Raw genomic sequence first — 16,645 nt, forward strand, 5'->3', positions numbered from 1 at the left:
TCAGCCCCAGCTGGTCTGGATCGAGCAGTGTTACCGTGCACGTAATCACGCCCGAACTGCGCAGTTCCGATACCCGCCGCCAGCAGGGGAAGGGGAAATACCCACCCGTTCCGACAGTTCCTGGTTGGTCAGGCTGGCATTTTTCTGCAGTTCCCGCAGGATCTGGCGGCTGGTTCCATCCAGGTCAAAGCGATTGTCAGTCATTTTTTTCTCTTTTTTTTCATGAAACGGAAAATTATTACTGAAAAGACTTGGTGATGGATAAAAATAGGAAATTATTATTCAGAATACCCAATATATATTTCCCGCACTCTTCACAGGACATGGTGCGAATGCGCGATGCAGGGTTCCTCCACAAATAAAAATCCGGTCTCTTTCCCCTTCTGCCCGGACGGGGGTGGCGCTTGGTGTCATGGCGCTGCTATGGGGGCTGAGCTGGCCCGCCATGAAAACATGCGTAACGCTTGCGCCACCGCTATGGCTGGCGGTTCTGTGTTTTGCGCGGGCTGGTGCCACGCTGCTCATCGTCCTGCTGTTTCGGAGGGGATTACCCTGCCAAAACGTAGTGACCTGCCAATCGTGTTCAGCGTCGGCGGATTGCAGATGATGGCGTTCACGGCGCTGGGGCTTGTGGCCATGCAGCATACGAATGCAGGGCGGGCGGCGTTGCTGGCCTACAACCACGCCGCTGTGGGGCACGCTGCTGGCATGGCTGTTCATGGGGCGTTCATGGAGCAGCGTCCTGGCCATAGGCAGGTAATGGCGCTGTGCGTCGGCCTTAGCGGTATCGTGCTGATCTGCTCACCCATCGGTATGGACTGGAGCCGGCCGGGTGCGCTGCAGGCCAATTGCATACTGCTTGCTGCGTCCATGTGCTGGTCAGTCGTGATCGTGCGCCATCACAAATGGACTTCATCCCCCTTGGCGCTGGCCCCGTGGCAGATGCTGCTTGCCACCATTGTGCTGAGCGTGCGGGCATGGGTAAAGGAAGGACCGCCCTCGCACATTGTCTGGTCTGGTGAGTTGGCGGGGCTGCTGCTGTTCATCGGTCCGCTGGCAACATCGGTATGTTTTGTCATTTCGTGCGAATTCAGGTGCCGGGTCTCTACTTTTTCCATGTCCAGCATCACGCTTGCGGTGCCGGTCATCGGGCTGTTCGCGTCCATGGTTTTCCTGCATGAAGTCATGACCCCGGTGCTGGGCATCGGGCTTGCCCTCATCATTGCCGGTGGCGTGCTTTCGGCACGGACTCCGGCACGTGATGGTAGGCGTGTGCTCCATCGGCATGGTCCGCCCGGTTGCGTTGACTCCCGACATGTTTGGCCCGGAACTGTAGGAAAAAGCCGTGCCTGAAACATGAATGCCGCCCGACAGGATCGGGCGGCATGGCAGAAGGCGGTGGGCGTGGCTAGGTAACCGGTCAGGCAAACGGATCCTCAACGTGGGGCCACATTGGAATGGTCCGTCGGGGTAAGGAAAGCCCGTTCATGTCGGGCATGACACAGCCCGGTACTGCTACAAATATGATCCGCTCGGCAATGGCGGCAAACGCGTTGTAGAAATGCTGGGCTGACTTGACCACCAGGGCTGCCTTGTCCAGTGAGATGCCGCAATTGGTAAAGGCATCGGGGGCAAAGGTCTGCTGCCGGTTGGATGTCACGACAATATCGATCCCCGCCGTGTGCAGCCACACGCTGTCACCCAAAGTGGCCTGACCGTTGCTCAGGCCTGTCTGGAGCAGGGGGCGGATACAGCGGCGTACGGTCACGCACATATCGATCGGGTTGCCCGATGTCACGCCGCACTTGCCACCCAGGCGCAGGTCAAAGGTCGCTCCTTCACCCGCTTCGATGCACAGGGCCACGGCGGCGGGGTCCCATATGCAGCCGACAGCCACGTTATCCACCCCGGCATCGAGTAGCGCACGCAGGATGATCGTGTTGTCCGATGGTGCGCCGCCGCCTGCGTTGTCGGATACATCGGCAATCACGATCAGTTTGCTACTGTCATTGTCCCTGATCATCCCGATCGCATCGGGCAGGGAGACGTAGCTTGCGACCGTGCTGTCGCGCATGTCCCATATCTCGCGGCCCAGCCTGCGGGCCAGTGCCGCTGCCGCGGCTTCATCACCATCGGCAATGACCATCATCTTGGCACCGACATCGGGAATATCCGCCCAGGGAAAGCCATGGGCGAACGAGACCGACAGGATGCCGTCATGGCCTTCATATGTCTGCATCCGGTCCACGAAGGAACGTACGGGTTCGTACGGGGTGCGCCATATGGCCAGCATGCGGCAGTCATAATAGGCGATAACTGGATGGATCTCGCCCCGTATGGTACGGGTGGCAAGATCATAAAGCTCCTGTGCCCGCTCCACTATGTCATCATGCGGGTATTCCTTGTAGGTGATGATCAGGCTGGCATTTTCCCGCATGGTTTCCGTCAGGTGACAGTGCAGGTCCAGTTCCGCGCCGATAACGGTGCGCGGGCCGGTAATGGCACGAATATGGGCAAGCAGGTCGCCCTCGCAGTCATCGTAATCCACCGCGATCATGGCGCCGTGCATGGAAAGCAGGACCACATCGACCGGCATGGCACGGCGCAGGTCATCAAGGATCATTTCGCGCAGTTCTTCATACACGGCCCTGAGCGTAAGCCCTGCAGGCTGGGCAAAGGCGCAGATGCTCTCCACCACTTCATGCCCGTCAGCCTGTGCCCGAGCGCGCCATGTGCGCAGCGGCAGCGTGGCGGCGGTGGTGGCCTGAAGGCTACCATCGGTCCGGAACCAGTCGCGCGCACCCATGAAGGCCGTGCGCCCGGTTGGAATGGGGGAGAATGTGTTGGTTTCGGTTCCAAGCGTCGCAATGAAATATTTCATGCTGCGTATATCCACCTATTCAGCCACGCAGCGGTCCATGTCCGCGCGCAGGGTTTTGAGGTTGATCTGCCCCTCATATCCAATGAAAACGATGCGTGAGCGGTGGGCGCCCATCTCCGGATCGTGGCCTGCGCCCATGGTTACGCGATTGCCCACCATCTGGAACACGGCGGGTGTGTGTGGCGCATGGCTGGCGTAAAGAATGCCCTTCGCACGCAGCAGGGTAGAGGCATGCGCCCCAATGACCTGTTGGAAGATGTCAAACGCGATGGGCCGGTCACTTTCCCATGCCAGCGAGGCGAAGGGCTGGCCGGGAGCAGCATCGCTGGCGCGCAGGCCCGTTGTCTTACGCAGTGGAGCGGTATGGTCAAAGGAGAAGGAAAACAGCAGGTTTTCCATCTGCGCCACGGCGGTATTGTCCAGTACGAATTCCGCGCGCTTGCCGTGTGCCAGCACCCGTTCACGCACGGTCTGGCGCTGTTCAGGGGGCATCTGCTCCATCTTGGAGAGAATGATGAAATCTCCGTCCCGGAACTGCTCGGCGCGCAGGGACTGCGCAAAATAGGCTGGATCCTCCAGGATATCCTGCCCGTCGGCCACGCAGATCACGCTGTCCAGCGCCGCTTCCTTCCAGAATACGGCATCAAGCAGCGCTGTTTTTACATCGCCAATCTGCGAAACACCACTACATTCGATAATGATGCCATCAGGCCGCACGGGTTGTGCAAGCAGGTAACGGATGGTCGAAAGCATGTCACCCTGCAGCGAACAGCAGATACAGCCGTTGCGCAGCGGGATGACTTGCTCGCGCCCGAGGTTGATGAGATCGGCGTCAATGTCAATCGCGCCAAAATCATTGACCACGGCCGACAGTTTCCGTGTGGGGAAGCTGTTGATGATCCGGTTGATGAAGGTTGTCTTGCCTGCACCCAGAAACCCGCCAATCACGATGACAGGCACCGCACCCGTACGCGTACCGGGCGGGGGGGAGACGGCTGTCATGCCCGGTAGCGCCCGCGTACCGGCTGCCCGGCGCTGGCACTGGTTACCAGTTCACCCGCTTCGATCACGGGCTGGCCATTGACCAGCAGGTATTTCACGCCCACCGCGGGCCGGTTCATGGCGGTGAACTCCGCCCGGTCGCTGATCGTATCCGCATCGAACACACAGATGTCCGCATCGCACCCGACCTGCAGCCGCCCCTTGCGCCGCATGGTCGGCGCCGCGTATTCTATGATGGTGGCGGGCAGCCAGGAACACTTGGCCATGGCATCCATCAGGCTGACGGCCTTGCGTTCATTCATGTAAACACGCAGGAACCGCGTGAAGGTGCCGGACGAGCGCGGATGGGCTACGGCTTCATCAGGCAGGGGCCATGCATCGCCCATGTAGGTCGATCCGTCGGGCATGGTCCAGGGCATGGCATCGGATGCGATGATGCCGCCGGGATATAGCACCGACATGTCCAGCAGGTCACGGTGGCGCTGGTTGCTTTCCACATCCAGAAAATGCCACAGCACCAGGTTGTCGGCCTTTTCCGCGCTGGCGCGCAGCACGTCCTCGCGGCTGGTCATGTGCTGGCCGTTATCCAGGCGCTGGAGCGCGTCGTATCCCTGGCCCGTCCGCTGCGGGAAAGCGGGATCAGCAAAGAAGGGCGCGCCAATGACGGTGGATGCCGTGCCATACGGATAGGCTTCCACCGTGATCCGCAGCCCTTGTGCCTGCGCGTTGCGCACCAGTTCGGCACAGCGCTCGATATCCATGAGGCTGGTGCTGTTGAAGTGGCAGATATGCATGTGCGCGCCGGTTGATCCGGCATAGCCGATCAGGCGGGTATAGGCTTCCACTGAACTGCGCGGGTCAATGTTGGAAGAGAAGGAGATATGCGTATAGGTTGGCACGTCATAGCGCGCTGCCAGCGAGCATATCTGCGAGACTTCCTTTACCCCCGCGCCCGGCAGGTAGGCATTGGGAATACCGATGCCGATGCCGCCTTCACGCAGCCCCTGTTCCATCATGGCGGTAATGGCGCCAACCTGCGCGTCGGTCGCCACGTCATCCACCCAGCGCCGGTCGCCGATGCTACGCCCCATGAGCGTGAGCGGGGGATGGTTGATATCCTGCTCCGTCATGACCGCGATCCGTGCCGCGACCCATGATACGGATATGCCGTAATTCAGCAGCCGGGTGGTCTGGGCCTGCTGTTCGTACCAGAGACCAACCGGCAGGGAGCCGATTTCGAATTCAAGCGTTGTGGTCACGCCATCAAACGCCTGCATGCGATCGGCGGCAAGCGACTGGCCGTGGGCATGTATGTCAATGAAACCCGGCGCAATGACCAGCCCGGTTGCATCGATTTCCCGTTGGCCCGTACCATCGACCTTACCAACCTGTACGATGGCGCTGTTGTTTATGGCCACATCGCCAATTACGTCCAGCCTGGTTTCAGGGTCGATCAATCGGCCATTTCTCAAGACGATATCATACATGTCGCGTTACCTGTGTGTTGTGGCGAAGGAACTGCCAGCGTGACCTGTCCTGTTTCTGTCATGATGTCATGAGGGGCGGACATAGGACAGGATCCCTTCTGCATCGCGGGCAAGGGTCGTGCCCATGGCACCTGAGAGCTGTGTAAAGCGGTCTTCTATGCTGTGGGCATGCGCGCCGGTTGCAAGGAAGGGAACGCCGCGCCGGTGCCGCTCCATGCCCAGCCCGAGGCTGACCGGGTAGATGCGGATGGACTTCAGCCCGTTTTCATCGAATTCACAGATTGGCATCACCGTTTCCCAGAACCGTGTTTCGGCAGGGAAGCCCTTGGTATCGTTCTGTGTGCGCTGCTGATACACCTTGGCGGGTGTCAGGTCAGGATCGGCACGGAAGCGCAGGTAGGAATCATGAGGGAGGCGGGGCACAAGTTCGTTCTGCCCGATGAAGTTGCCCAAACTGTAGAAAATCGGCCGGTCACGATAGATTTCCAGGCCCCGCAGCAGATGTGGCCCGTGGCCTGCAACAATGTCGGCACCCGCATCAATCATGGCATGGGCGAATGTGCGCAGGAATTCCGCCGGGATTTCAGGGTCAAGCTGGCCGGCGGGGTTATAGCCCACTTCATGGGCATGAATGCTGACAATAACCCTGTCTGAAGTCATGCGGGCTTCTTCCACCCAGCGTGCCATGTCGGCCAAGTCGCGCGCGTTTGGTCTGGTGGTGATGCGGGCCTGTTCGCCGGCACGGAAGTTCAGGCCGCCGATGGGCAGCACGGACGGGTCAGTGGGAGGAAAGGCGAAACCGAGTTGGATGGTCCGCTCCCGCAATGTCTCCAGCCCCAGTGATACGGCAATATCGCGCAGCGTCGTAAAATGCCCGGGCGTGATGGTATGCATTGTATCAAAATGCAGCGCGCTGGGGCCGGGGCGGCCCTGCATGCCATCGGTCTGGGATGCGGCTTCCTGTCCCGTGGCAAAGCTGGATGTACACGATGTCATGGCTACCGTGCCCTGTGGGCGGGTGCAGTAGGTGGGTCTGCGTGCGGCTTCCAGACAGTCGCCCACGCCGGCATAGAGCAGTTCGCGTGCCTGCATGGCTTCCATGGCGGCGCGCAGGCCGGAGATGCTATAGTCAAGGCTGTGGTTGGTGGCTGTTGCAAACAGGTCAAACCCTGCATCGCACAGTTCGTCTATTACCCAGGACGGAGCACCGAAATGTGACCCACCACTTTCCAGGGCCGGATCGCCCCGAAAATCGTTTGGCAGCACTTCCAGGTTGGTAAAAGCAACATCCGCGCCGCGGATCAGGTCGAATAGCGGAAGAAGCGTTTCATCTTCCAGGCTGTTGAGGCGACGGAGCAGAATGCTGTCTCCCGTAAGGGCAATGCGCATGGCCTGATCTCCTTTTCATGCAATGGTGTTTGAAACAAAAAAAGACTGGTATCCCGCATGGGATACCAGTCAGGTACATGTCTTATTTCATGGATTAGAAATCACATCCGAAACGTCCACCCACGAAGCGGGGCGCACCGGCGTAACCGACCTGGTCAACTGTGGCGAAGGTTTCGCTCAGGATATAATGGCGGTTAAGCAGGTTGGAGGCATACGCATTGACATACCACTGCCCATTGCGCGGCTTGAAGGTAATGCTCGCACCCATCAGGAAGTAGGCGGGAATAACGTAAACCCCTGTTGCACGAGGCTGCCAGCCCTGTGCGCCGCGGTAGGAGTAGTTACCCTCGAATGTCAGGGTGTAAGCATTATGCAGCAGCGGCCTGGTCTGGTAGGATACCGAACCGTTCAGCGTCAGTTTGGGAATACCCATGTCCGCGCCGTTATAGTTCGTGGTGAAGGACTTGTATGTCTGGGTCTGGGCGAAGTAGGCCTGTACAGCCTGCTGGTTGACTTCCTGGAAGTCATCATACGTCCCGCGTTCCCAGCCGATGTTCTGTGTCAGGCTCAGGCCACGGATGGGGTGGGCCTGAATCTGCACTTCCGTGCCCCAGATGGTGGATTTGGGCGCGTTGATGTAGGAACCGTAGATGCCCGGTGTGGGGTTGAGGCCCATATTGAGCTGACCGGGCATGACGATCTGCCCCAGGATCTGCTTGTCATGGTAGTCATCATAGAACATGGCGGCGTTGATGCGCAGGCGATGCTTGAAGAACTCGCTCTTGACCCCAATTTCGTAGGCCAGCACCCATTCTGGCTTGAACGGCTTGAGCTGCACTTCGGAGACCGTTGTATTGGTGGTGAAGCCACCGGGCTTCACACCACGCTTGATGGAGGCATACACCATCACATCGTGGTTGATGCGCCAATCAATGCCGACACGCCCGGAGAACTGGTTGGTAATTGCACCAAAGGTGGGGAAGGGGCTCCCGTTCATCAGCATTTTGTTCGTGTTGGTGGCACCGTAATATTGCACGACCGTATCATCGACGATCTGGCGGGTATCGGTCTCGTGGTTCAGTCCGAAGTTTACGCGGACGCTGGGAATGATCTTGTAGCTCAGGTTGGCGAACTGATCGAACGTTTCGGCCGGCTGGTTGTGGTAGCTGTCACGGATGAACGGATCGGAGGGGTTGGTACCCGTCATGTCAAACCAGTTCGCGCCGAAGGTGCGGGTACGGTTGTAATAGGTGCCGATGGTCCATTTGAACCGGTCATTGAACATCGGCCTGCCTTCCAGGCGGAGTTCCTGCGAGAAGACGTTCGATTCACCAACGAAATATGTATCACCCGAGCGCAGGTCCATAGCATCACGGTCGTTATATTCGTGGCGCTGCTGCTGGGCGAAAGAAGTAATGGACTTCAGCTTGGCAAAACCGAGGTCACGTGATCCCTTGAGGATAATGCTCCAGGTCACGTTGTGGTTGTTGGGTACGCTGTTAGGGCTGATACCCACCAGGTGCGCGAAATTCGGATTCAGGCTCCACCCGGTGTTGTAGATGTTCTGGTCGCGCGGCTGCGCGCCGTAGGTGGAGGACGAATACGGATCGCTTAGCACGAAACCATAGCCAGACTGGGATTCATCTTGTGACCAGTTGGCAATCAGGTCGATGTTGGTCTTGCTGTCGGGCTGCCAGGCCAGGCGGCCACGCAGGGCGCCCATGTTGGCATTGCCCACGGTCTGCCCGGTATTACGGTTGTGGAAATAGCCGCCACCTTCGAGCATCTGCCCCGCGATGCGGTATTGCAGGTTATGCGTGATCGAGCCTGATACGTAGGTGTTGGTCTTGCTGCGGGCATAGGAAGCGATATCCTCTGATGCACCGTAATGGAATTCCTTGGTGGGGGCGTTACTGTCGATACGCACCTCACCACCCGTATCGGCCATGCCATGCTCGGTGCCCACGGGTCCTGGTTCCACTGCAACGGCGGAAACATCGAACATCTGCCCCGTGCTCATGGAACTGATCGGGTACGCCACGTCATCAAAGTAGGTCATGACGGATGACATGTTGTTCTGGGTGTAATCTTCCAGACCGATGCCGCGCAGGTAATACGATGCGGAAGTGGAGCCGCCTTCGGTCTGGATCGTCAGGTTAGGCACCAGACGCTGCAGGTCATTGACCGTCTGCACATGCTGCTCGATCAGTGTTGCAGCGCTGATGTGCGAAGTGGAATCCGGCTCGTGCTGTGCTGCAGAGAACTGAAAGGCGCGGTTGCGGCGCACGCTGATGGTTTCAGGTGCTGCCCTGGATTGCAGGGTTGTGGCTGCTGCCGTGGTGTGTGCCGATGCGGCATGCTGCGGGGTGTCACGATGGGGGCGCTGTGCCGTGGTATGCGCAGGCTGTGTATTGGCTGCCACGGCACTGTGCTGCAGGTCATATCCTGTCCAGCCGAAGGCCGTCGCCAGTAGCAAGGTTTTGCGTAGTGCAAATTTTTTCAAGCTCAACTCACGCCTCCAATCATGCTGGGATGGCACAAACATATGAGAGTTTGCAGCACCTGATCGTGTGTAGGGTTGGGAAAAGGACTCGTTTTGTGTTCCTATCGGGAAGCTGCGTTTATCATTACGAATGTGGTTTGTTTTTACATCTGCTATTTTGTTATTCACCGTTGCCCGTAAGGCAACAATTTTTTCATTGCTTAAAATAAATGAAGACAATAATATTGTTTAATATTAAAAACTTACGGTAATTTTTTTATTTTTTTCAAATTTTTTTAGAGTATTTTTTCATATCGATTTCGGTTTTAATCGGGAGGGTATGCTTTCGCATTGTCGGTAATGAGATAAAAATGTCACGCTCTGTGCATGCAGATCTCCGCCCCGTATCGGGGGTGATCGCATTCGTTTTATGCATGATATTAAATTCGTCACCGAAATGATTTTCTGCGTTGACATGACCTTGCCTTTGAAACGTAAAGTCGGTTGGCAGACACGTCAGATTTTGTAGGCGGGACAGCGGTCAGGCTGTTTCCCTGTATTCTGCAAGTAGATGTGCGCGGAATGTTTTCATTATCGATAGTCATAACAGAGCGGGGTTTATTGATGGCTGATCCGTCACGATCTTCCATGAATGCAACGGAGCAGGACATGCTCGGGCGCATCTATCGCAAGATGGATATGCGTATCGTAACAATCCTGCTGATTGCCTATCTTCTCGATTGTGTTGATCGCCTGAACATCGGGTTTGCGCAGAAGAATATTTCCGAACATTTGGGCATGAACAGCAGCGATTACGGCATGGCTGCGGGTATTTTCTTTATTGGTTACGTGCTGTTTGAAATTCCGTCCAATCTGATGCTGCCGCGTGTGGGCGCACGGCGTACGTTCGCGCGCATCATGGTCCTGTGGGGGGGCACGTCGGCCTGTATGGGGTTGCTGCATGACAAGAACATGTTTTACATCCTGCGCTTCATGCTTGGTATGTTTGAAGCCGGTTTTGCGCCCGCATGCATGTTCTATCTGGGGCTGTGGTATCCGCCTTCACGGCTGGCTACCGTCCTATCGGTACAGCAGACCGCATCGCCTCTGGCCGGTGTCATGGCCGGGCCGCTTTCGGGGTGGCTGATCTCGTCCATGGATCATGTCGGCGGGGTGGATGGCTGGCGCTGGATGTTCATGCTGGAAGGACTGCCCAGCATCATCATGGGAGTTGTGGTTTTCTTCGTCCTGCCCGACCGGCCAGAGGATGCACGTTGGCTGGATGATCGGGAACGCATAGTGCTGAAAAGGGACAGCACCCCGGTCCCTACGGCGGTCTATTATGCCAGTTTCCGGGCCGTGCTGCGCTCGCCCGTGATCTATGTGCTTTCCTTAGCCTATTTCTGCCTGATCTGCGGTATCTACACGGTTAATTTCTGGCTGCCCAACATCATACGTAACGCTGGCGTCCAGTCGGAACTGCAGACCGGTCTGTTTTCGGCCATTCCTTATGCCGTGTGCACGGTCGCGATCATCATATGGGCACGTCGCTCCGACCGCACGGGTGAACGCAGGCTGCACAGCACACTACCTGCCGCCTTTGGGGCGCTGGCCCTGTTCATCACAGCGTTTGTGGGAGGCAGCCTGTTCCTGTCGCTTGTTATCGTATCCATCGCGATCTCGCTGATCTTTTCAGCCTACATCATCTTCTGGACCGTGCCGTGCGAGATGCTCAAGGGGCCTGGTGCGGTTGGCGGCTTCGCGCTGGTCAATTCCATCGGGCTTATGGGCGGGTTCTGCAGTCCCATCATCATCGGTCATCTGACAACGTGGACCGGCAGCTTGGCCGCGGGTCTTGTCTGCATGGGCCTGATTGTGGCGACCGGCAGCCTTCTGCTGTTCCTGTCCGTGCCGCGCGGGCCCGCCAGACAACACAAGCCGATCACAGCCGTCGCGGCCTAGCTGTTTAGTCCCGGGATTTGATGGATTGGGTTGATGATGAATCGTTCTGGCTCTGAAGTCCATATTTTGCAGATGTATTCATAGGGCGTGAGGCCTTGGAGTGTCTTGAACCTTCGCCCGAAATTATACGCGGCGATAAAGTCATCGAGGTGCGTCCTCAACTCCTCATGGCTGTCATAATGGAACCGTTTGACAGTGGCTTCCTTGATTGTGCGGTTCATCCGCGCGACCTGACCATTGGTCCACGGGTGATTGGGTTTTGTCAGGCGATGCTCGATCCCGTTGGCCTCGCAGATCATGTCAAAACGCATGGAACGTGGCCATGCCGTGCCCCGGTTGCGGGGCTGCTCAGCGAACAGGATGCCGTTGTCCGTCAGGATGGTATGAACCTGATAAGGGACGATGTGCAGAAGATATTCGAGAAATTCCCAGGCCGTTCGTCTGTTGGCTTTGTCCACAAACTGCGTCACCGCAAACTTGCTCGTGCGGTCTATGGTAACGAAAGGCCACGATCATCGCTTCGTCCGTCTCGGACAGGACCGTTGATCGAGGCTCTTTTGGTCCCGTCTTCTGGTCTTCGACAGTCTGACGCTTCCGCCATTTTGCACCTGTTTTCGGGTTGATCCCGAACGCCTTGCCCTGCGCCGCGAGTGAAGCCTGCGATCACTGTATTGCTGCTCGCACGGCATGCGTGGTCGTGGCGCTGCCATGACGTATCTGTCCCATAATGCTTCCTTCAACTCACGTGAAAATATCACACCATCAAATCCCGGGACTGAACACCTTATGTGTTTCCAGCCTGTTATGATGACCTCATGAACGCCCCTGGCCAGGGGCGTTCATGAGGTGAGATACAGCGTTTAACACCTGGTAGCCTGACCACGTTTTCTAGCAGGCTGATCTCGCCTCTCTTCACCGTCTCGAACAGTTGACGGCGGCCCGGTTCCGGGACCGCGAACATAAGAAAGAGAGAGTGATATGTCTGCGCAGATCTTCATTGGCATAGATGTGTCCCGAGACTGGCTTGATAGCTTTTGCCTGCCCGGGAAACAGAGATTCCGTTGTCAGAATTCACCCGATGGCCATGCCAGATTATTCGAAATCCTTCAGAGCATGCCCGACGATCTCAAGGTCGGGTTTGAAGCCACAGGAGGACAGGAATGGGCGCTCTGGCGTGTTCTCATTCGTAAAGGGATCAATGCAGTCCAGTTGCCACCTGCACAGATCAAAGCTTTCGCATTTTCCATGGGAAAAAGAGCGAAGACCGACCAGATCGACGCAGAACTTATTGCGCGCTTCATGGTGTTTCGCTCAGAGGCCGGCCGAACACTGCCAGATGAAAAACTTCAGCTTCTCCGGGCCTTGACGGTTCGCAGAGCACAGATGGTAGACGCGCGTAAACGGCTTTCTGCCCAGATTTCGGCGCGTCGCAAGCAGGACGTAAGTGCTGAACTGGAGGATATGGACAACAGCCTCAAAGCATTTCTTGAGAGCCAGATCAGCGAGCTCGAACAGCGGATTGAAGGAGTCATTGCACAGGGCAAAGAACTCTCTGCCAAAGCAGAACTTCTCCGTTCCATTCCTGGTATCGGCCCAGTATCAGTCGCCATGCTTCTCGCAGAAATGCCAGAACTCGGCCGTATGACAGCGACAGAAGCCGCTGCCATGACCGGACTTGCACCAATGGCTCACGATAGCGGTGCGATGCGCGGAAAACGTGTCATTTCAGGGGGCCGAAGATCTCTCCGCCACGTCCTGTTCCAGGCAGGACTGGCAGCTGCCTGCCATAATCCAGTTCTGAAAGCTGTTGCCAAGCGCATGAAAGAGCGGGGTAAACCACATAAATTGGTGATCGTCGCTATCGCACGGCGTCTCGTCACAATCGCCAACGCTGTCCTCAAAACCGGAGTGCCATGGCGCATTAGCTCCGCCGCTTAAACACAGTTGCTAGGCAGGTTTGGCTGGCTGCTCATCAGACAGTGTTCGTGTTTTCGGATTCCCCGTGCAGATTGTCCACCTGCCGGTACAGCGCCTCGATACGGGCCAGGCGTTCGGTTGTTTCCGTACCCATCGCGCGTTCCACCATGGAGCACAGGGCATTAATGACGGTGGTGCCCGCGCTGTAACTGTCAAAAATTCCGGGACTGTCGCTGAAGGTCAGCAGGGATACGGTTACGAGAGTGGTCAGCGGGGCGCTGTGCAGGTCGGTGACCAGAATGCTCTGCATGCCGATATTGCCAGCCTCGATCAGAATGTTTCGCACCAGTTGCGGCTGCCGGCGAAACCCTATGACAATCAGGAGATCGTCCGGTTGCATGGTGGCCACGTCATCACCGGCCGACATGCCGTTCTGGGCAATCAGTCTTACATCGGTCTTGAGAAGGACCAGCAGCGCGCGGGCATATAGCGCCAGCGATGTGGAATTGCGGAAGCCCGTGATCCAGATCCGCGGGGCGGCCACGATCATGCTGACTGCCCGGTGCATGGCACGATCTGGTATCTTTTCCAGTGTATAGGTCAGGTTGCTGATATCGGCCTTGATATAGGCCGCTAGCGTATTGTCCGACTGGCTACCGTTGCGTAACCTTTCTTCCTGCCGCAGGGAAGGCGGCGCCCAGTTGACCTGTGCACGGGCCTGTGCGCGGGCGACCGTGTAGCTGTCATATCCCAGCCGCTTGAAAAACCGTGCCGCAGTGGCATTCGAGACCTGCGCACGTTCAGCAAGTTCATTGGCGGCATAGCTTGAAATGTCACCATGCAGTTCACGGATCACGGTCGCAAGCCTGCGTTCCCCCGGGGTAAGGTGTTCCAGCGCATCCATGATCCGCTGGTTGAGCGAACTGCTTTTTTTCTGATTCAAAAAATTAAGCCTTTCCTTTATGAAAACTATTTTTCATAATATCGAGATAATGAAAATTATACCCGGTTTCACGGTCGATCCTGCTCTTCTCACAGAGATTTACCGTGTTGTCCGTCTTTAAGGGAACTGAAAATCGTGACTGATCCGTATACGGGCATGATTGTTGATGCGCATCATGCTGACCAACGTGGCACGGGTAGTTACCCGGCCACGCTGGCAAGGGCGTTGAACAGCCATTTTACGGCCGATGCCCTTGCCATCATTTCGCAGTGGCCCGGTTATACGCCAACCCCGCTGCTGGCCCTGTCTGGCATGGCGGCCGATGCGGGTGTAGGCAGTGTGCTGTACAAGCATGAAGCCAGCCGTTTTGGCCTGGGCAGCTTCAAGGCGCTTGGGGGAGGGTATGCGGTTTTTCGGCTTCTTGCTCAGCGAATCGAGGAAGAAACAGGCCATGTACCGCAGGTGGCGGACCTTCTGGCCGGGTGTTACCGTGATATTACCCGGAAGGTGACCGTAACCTGTGCGACCGATGGCAATCATGGCCGTTCGGTTGCATGGGGGGCATCGCTTTTTGGCTGCAACAGCGTAATCTTCGTGCATGGTACGGTCACCCGCCAGCGGGCGGAGGAAATCGCCCGCCTGGGTGCTCGAATCGTGCGTGATCCCGGCAATTATGATGATGCCGTGCGCGCCGCCAATGCAGCGGGCGAGGCGAATGGCTGGCTGGTGGTATCCGATACATCCTATGAAGGGTACATGACCGTACCGCTGGACGTGATGCGTGGCTACGGCGTGCTGCTACATGAAACGCTGGCGCAACTGGGCAACCGCCAGCCCACGCATGTTTTCCTGCAGGGTGGCGTAGGCGGGTTTGCTGCCGCCATCATTTCCGGACTGTGGGAACATTACGGGGAGAGCTGCCCGCGCATTATCATTGTCGAGCCGGAAAATGCCGCCTGCCTGTTGCTGAGTGCGCGCAACGGGCGCCCGAGTGTCGTAAGCGGCCTGCATGACACGATCATGGCCGGTCTGGCCTGTGGCGAGCCCTCCCTCGTGGCATGGCCGTATGTGGAGGGCGCGGTTTCCAATTATCTCGCCATCCCCGATGAGGCCGTGCGTGTTGCCATCCGGCAGCTGGCGCAGGGTAGGGGGCAGCCACCCGTTATTGCAGGGGAAAGCGGGGCTGCGGGGCTGGCCGGTTTCCTTGTGGCCGCAACCGATGCGCCGGTGCGTCAGACGCTGGGGCTGGACGGCCAGTCCTGCGTGCTGCTGATCGGCACGGAAGGGGCGACGGACGTGCAGATGTGGGAAAGCATTACCGGCCGCAGACTGGAACAGCCGACATGACGGCGTCCACGCTCGGTGTCAACCCGACCCGCCTGCTGGAACGTATTGTCAGCCTTGGTGCCTGTGGTGCCCTGCCGGGTGGCGGTGTCTCGCGCCTTGCGCTGACGGATGCTGACGCACAGGGGCGGGCGGAACTGCTGCGCCAGATGCGTGAACTGGACATGGAGATCCGGATTGACCCTATTGGCAACATCTTTGGCATCTATGCGGGTGTTGAAGATGCGGTTGTCATGATGGGATCGCATATCGACACGGTCTCGACCGGTGGGCTGTATGATGGGGCGCTGGGGGTCATTGCCGGTCTGGAAGTTGTGGCCTGCCTGAAGGATGAGGGCATCCGCCCTCGCCACCCCGTGGTGGTTGCCGCCTTTACCAACGAGGAAGGGGCGCGCTACGCGCCCGACATGCTGGGCAGCCTGGTCTATTCCGGTGCGATGGATGTGGATGATGCCTACCGCATAACGGGATGCGACGGCTCGGTTCTGGGGGAGGAACTGCGCCGGATCGGCCATTGCGGCACGCAGTCCGGCCCGCGGAATATCCATGCCTATGTGGAACTGCATATCGAGCAGGGACCGGTGCTGGAAGATCAGGGTCTGAATATCGGCATCGTGACCGGAGTGCAGGGTATTTCATGGACCGAAGTTACGGTGGAGGGACGCTCGGCGCATGCCGGTACCACGCCAGCACGGCTGCGGCATGATGCGGGGCTTGCTGCTGCTTACATCACCATGGGCCTGTCCGACATGGTGGCAGCCATGGGGCCGGCGCAGCTTGCAACTGTTGGCGCGCTGACCCTTACCCCCAATCTGGTCAATGTGGTGGCCAGCCGCGCGGTCATGACGGTTGACATGCGCAATCCCGACAATACCGCACTGTGCGCGGCCGAAGCCACGCTGGCAAAACTGATGGGGGAGGCCAAGGCCCGTTATGGCGTGAACGTGTCGCACCGCACCCTTGCCCGTTTCGAGCCGGTGCCGTTCACGCCCGCCCTTGTCGATACCATTGAAGCCACGGCCTGCCAGATGGGGCTGAGTTGCATGCGGCTGTATTCCGGTGCGGGCCACGATGCCCAGATGATCGCCCCTGTCGCCCCCGCCGCCATGATCTTCGTGCCCAGTGTTGCGGGGATCAGCCACAATATCCGTGAATATACCCATCCAGACGACATAATGAATGGGGCCAATCTTTTGCTTCGTGTTGTCACAGATCAGGCAGGTCTTGCCTGAAACCGG

General features: G+C 57.9%; 12 protein-coding genes and 1 pseudogene. 5 read left to right on the forward strand and 8 right to left on the reverse strand.

All coding sequences use genetic code 11. The features are described 5' to 3' along the window. Window positions 1-45 precede the first annotated feature (45 nt). Window positions 46-204 (reverse strand): Lrp/AsnC family transcriptional regulator, encoded by a 159-nt coding sequence (locus GLX_RS18785; protein ID WP_014104089.1) that lies wholly within the window; start codon window positions 202-204, stop codon window positions 46-48. 399 nt (window positions 205-603) lie between these two features. On the opposite strand from GLX_RS18785, the gene GLX_RS00460 reads away from it, so the two are divergent. Then, window positions 604-1,353: a DMT family transporter gene (locus GLX_RS00460; RefSeq protein ID WP_050856073.1), complete on the forward strand. Its 750-nt coding sequence runs from the start codon at window positions 604-606 to the stop codon at window positions 1,351-1,353. Between the two features lie 67 nt (window positions 1,354-1,420). Here GLX_RS00460 and GLX_RS00465 read toward each other — a convergent pair whose 3' ends face one another. The 5 genes from GLX_RS00465 to GLX_RS00485 all read right to left on the reverse strand — a co-directional run bounded on the left by GLX_RS00465 (window position 1,421) and on the right by GLX_RS00485 (window position 9,262). Next, entirely contained in the window at window positions 1,421-2,881 is a 1,461-nt protein-coding gene (locus GLX_RS00465) for a M81 family metallopeptidase (RefSeq protein WP_014104091.1), read from the reverse strand. A gap of 15 nt (window positions 2,882-2,896) precedes the next feature. Next, complete coding sequence (locus GLX_RS00470; RefSeq protein ID WP_014104092.1) at window positions 2,897-3,883, reverse strand: CobW family GTP-binding protein; 987 nt, start codon at window positions 3,881-3,883, stop codon at window positions 2,897-2,899. Further along, on the reverse strand, window positions 3,880-5,370 hold the full coding sequence (locus GLX_RS00475) for an amidohydrolase family protein (RefSeq protein ID WP_014104093.1): 1,491 nt from the start codon (window positions 5,368-5,370) through the stop codon (window positions 3,880-3,882). Before GLX_RS00475 ends, GLX_RS00470 begins: the two co-directional genes overlap by 4 nt. 66 nt (window positions 5,371-5,436) lie before the next feature. Next, on the reverse strand, window positions 5,437-6,759 hold the full coding sequence (locus GLX_RS00480; protein WP_014104094.1) for a CapA family protein: 1,323 nt from the start codon (window positions 6,757-6,759) through the stop codon (window positions 5,437-5,439). 94 nt (window positions 6,760-6,853) lie between these two features. Then, window positions 6,854-9,262, reverse strand: coding sequence for a TonB-dependent receptor (locus GLX_RS00485; protein WP_050856074.1), 2,409 nt, complete (start codon window positions 9,260-9,262; stop codon window positions 6,854-6,856). Window positions 9,263-9,865: 603 nt separating this feature from the next. On the opposite strand from GLX_RS00485, the gene GLX_RS00490 reads away from it, so the two are divergent. Beyond that, a complete protein-coding gene (locus GLX_RS00490) occupies window positions 9,866-11,203 on the forward strand; it encodes an MFS transporter (RefSeq protein WP_014104096.1) in 1,338 nt (445 codons plus the stop codon). On the opposite strand, the pseudogene GLX_RS16685 reads toward GLX_RS00490, so the two are convergent. Then, a pseudogene (locus GLX_RS16685) lies at window positions 11,200-11,929 on the reverse strand (integrase core domain-containing protein). The gene GLX_RS00490 and the pseudogene GLX_RS16685 overlap by 4 nt on opposite strands. A 252-nt stretch (window positions 11,930-12,181) precedes the next feature. Here GLX_RS16685 and GLX_RS00500 point away from each other — a divergent pair. Continuing rightward, window positions 12,182-13,141 carry an IS110 family RNA-guided transposase gene (locus tag GLX_RS00500; protein ID WP_014104098.1) on the forward strand — a complete coding sequence of 320 codons (960 nt, stop codon included), beginning with the start codon at window positions 12,182-12,184 and terminating at the stop codon, window positions 13,139-13,141. A gap of 34 nt (window positions 13,142-13,175) precedes the next feature. Here the strand turns inward: GLX_RS00500 and GLX_RS00505 are convergent, their stop codons facing one another. Beyond that, complete coding sequence (locus GLX_RS00505) at window positions 13,176-14,063, reverse strand: MurR/RpiR family transcriptional regulator (protein ID WP_014104099.1); 888 nt, start codon at window positions 14,061-14,063, stop codon at window positions 13,176-13,178. Window positions 14,064-14,198: 135 nt separating this feature from the next. On the opposite strand from GLX_RS00505, the gene GLX_RS00510 reads away from it, so the two are divergent. After that, a complete protein-coding gene (locus GLX_RS00510; protein WP_014104100.1) occupies window positions 14,199-15,410 on the forward strand; it encodes a diaminopropionate ammonia-lyase in 1,212 nt (403 codons plus the stop codon). Continuing rightward, on the forward strand, window positions 15,407-16,639 hold the full coding sequence (locus GLX_RS00515; RefSeq protein WP_014104101.1) for a Zn-dependent hydrolase: 1,233 nt from the start codon (window positions 15,407-15,409) through the stop codon (window positions 16,637-16,639). Before GLX_RS00510 ends, GLX_RS00515 begins: the two co-directional genes overlap by 4 nt. Window positions 16,640-16,645: the final 6 nt, after the last annotated feature.

The sequence above is a fragment of the Komagataeibacter medellinensis NBRC 3288 genome, assembly GCF_000182745.2.
Classification (GTDB): domain Bacteria; phylum Pseudomonadota; class Alphaproteobacteria; order Acetobacterales; family Acetobacteraceae; genus Komagataeibacter; species Komagataeibacter medellinensis.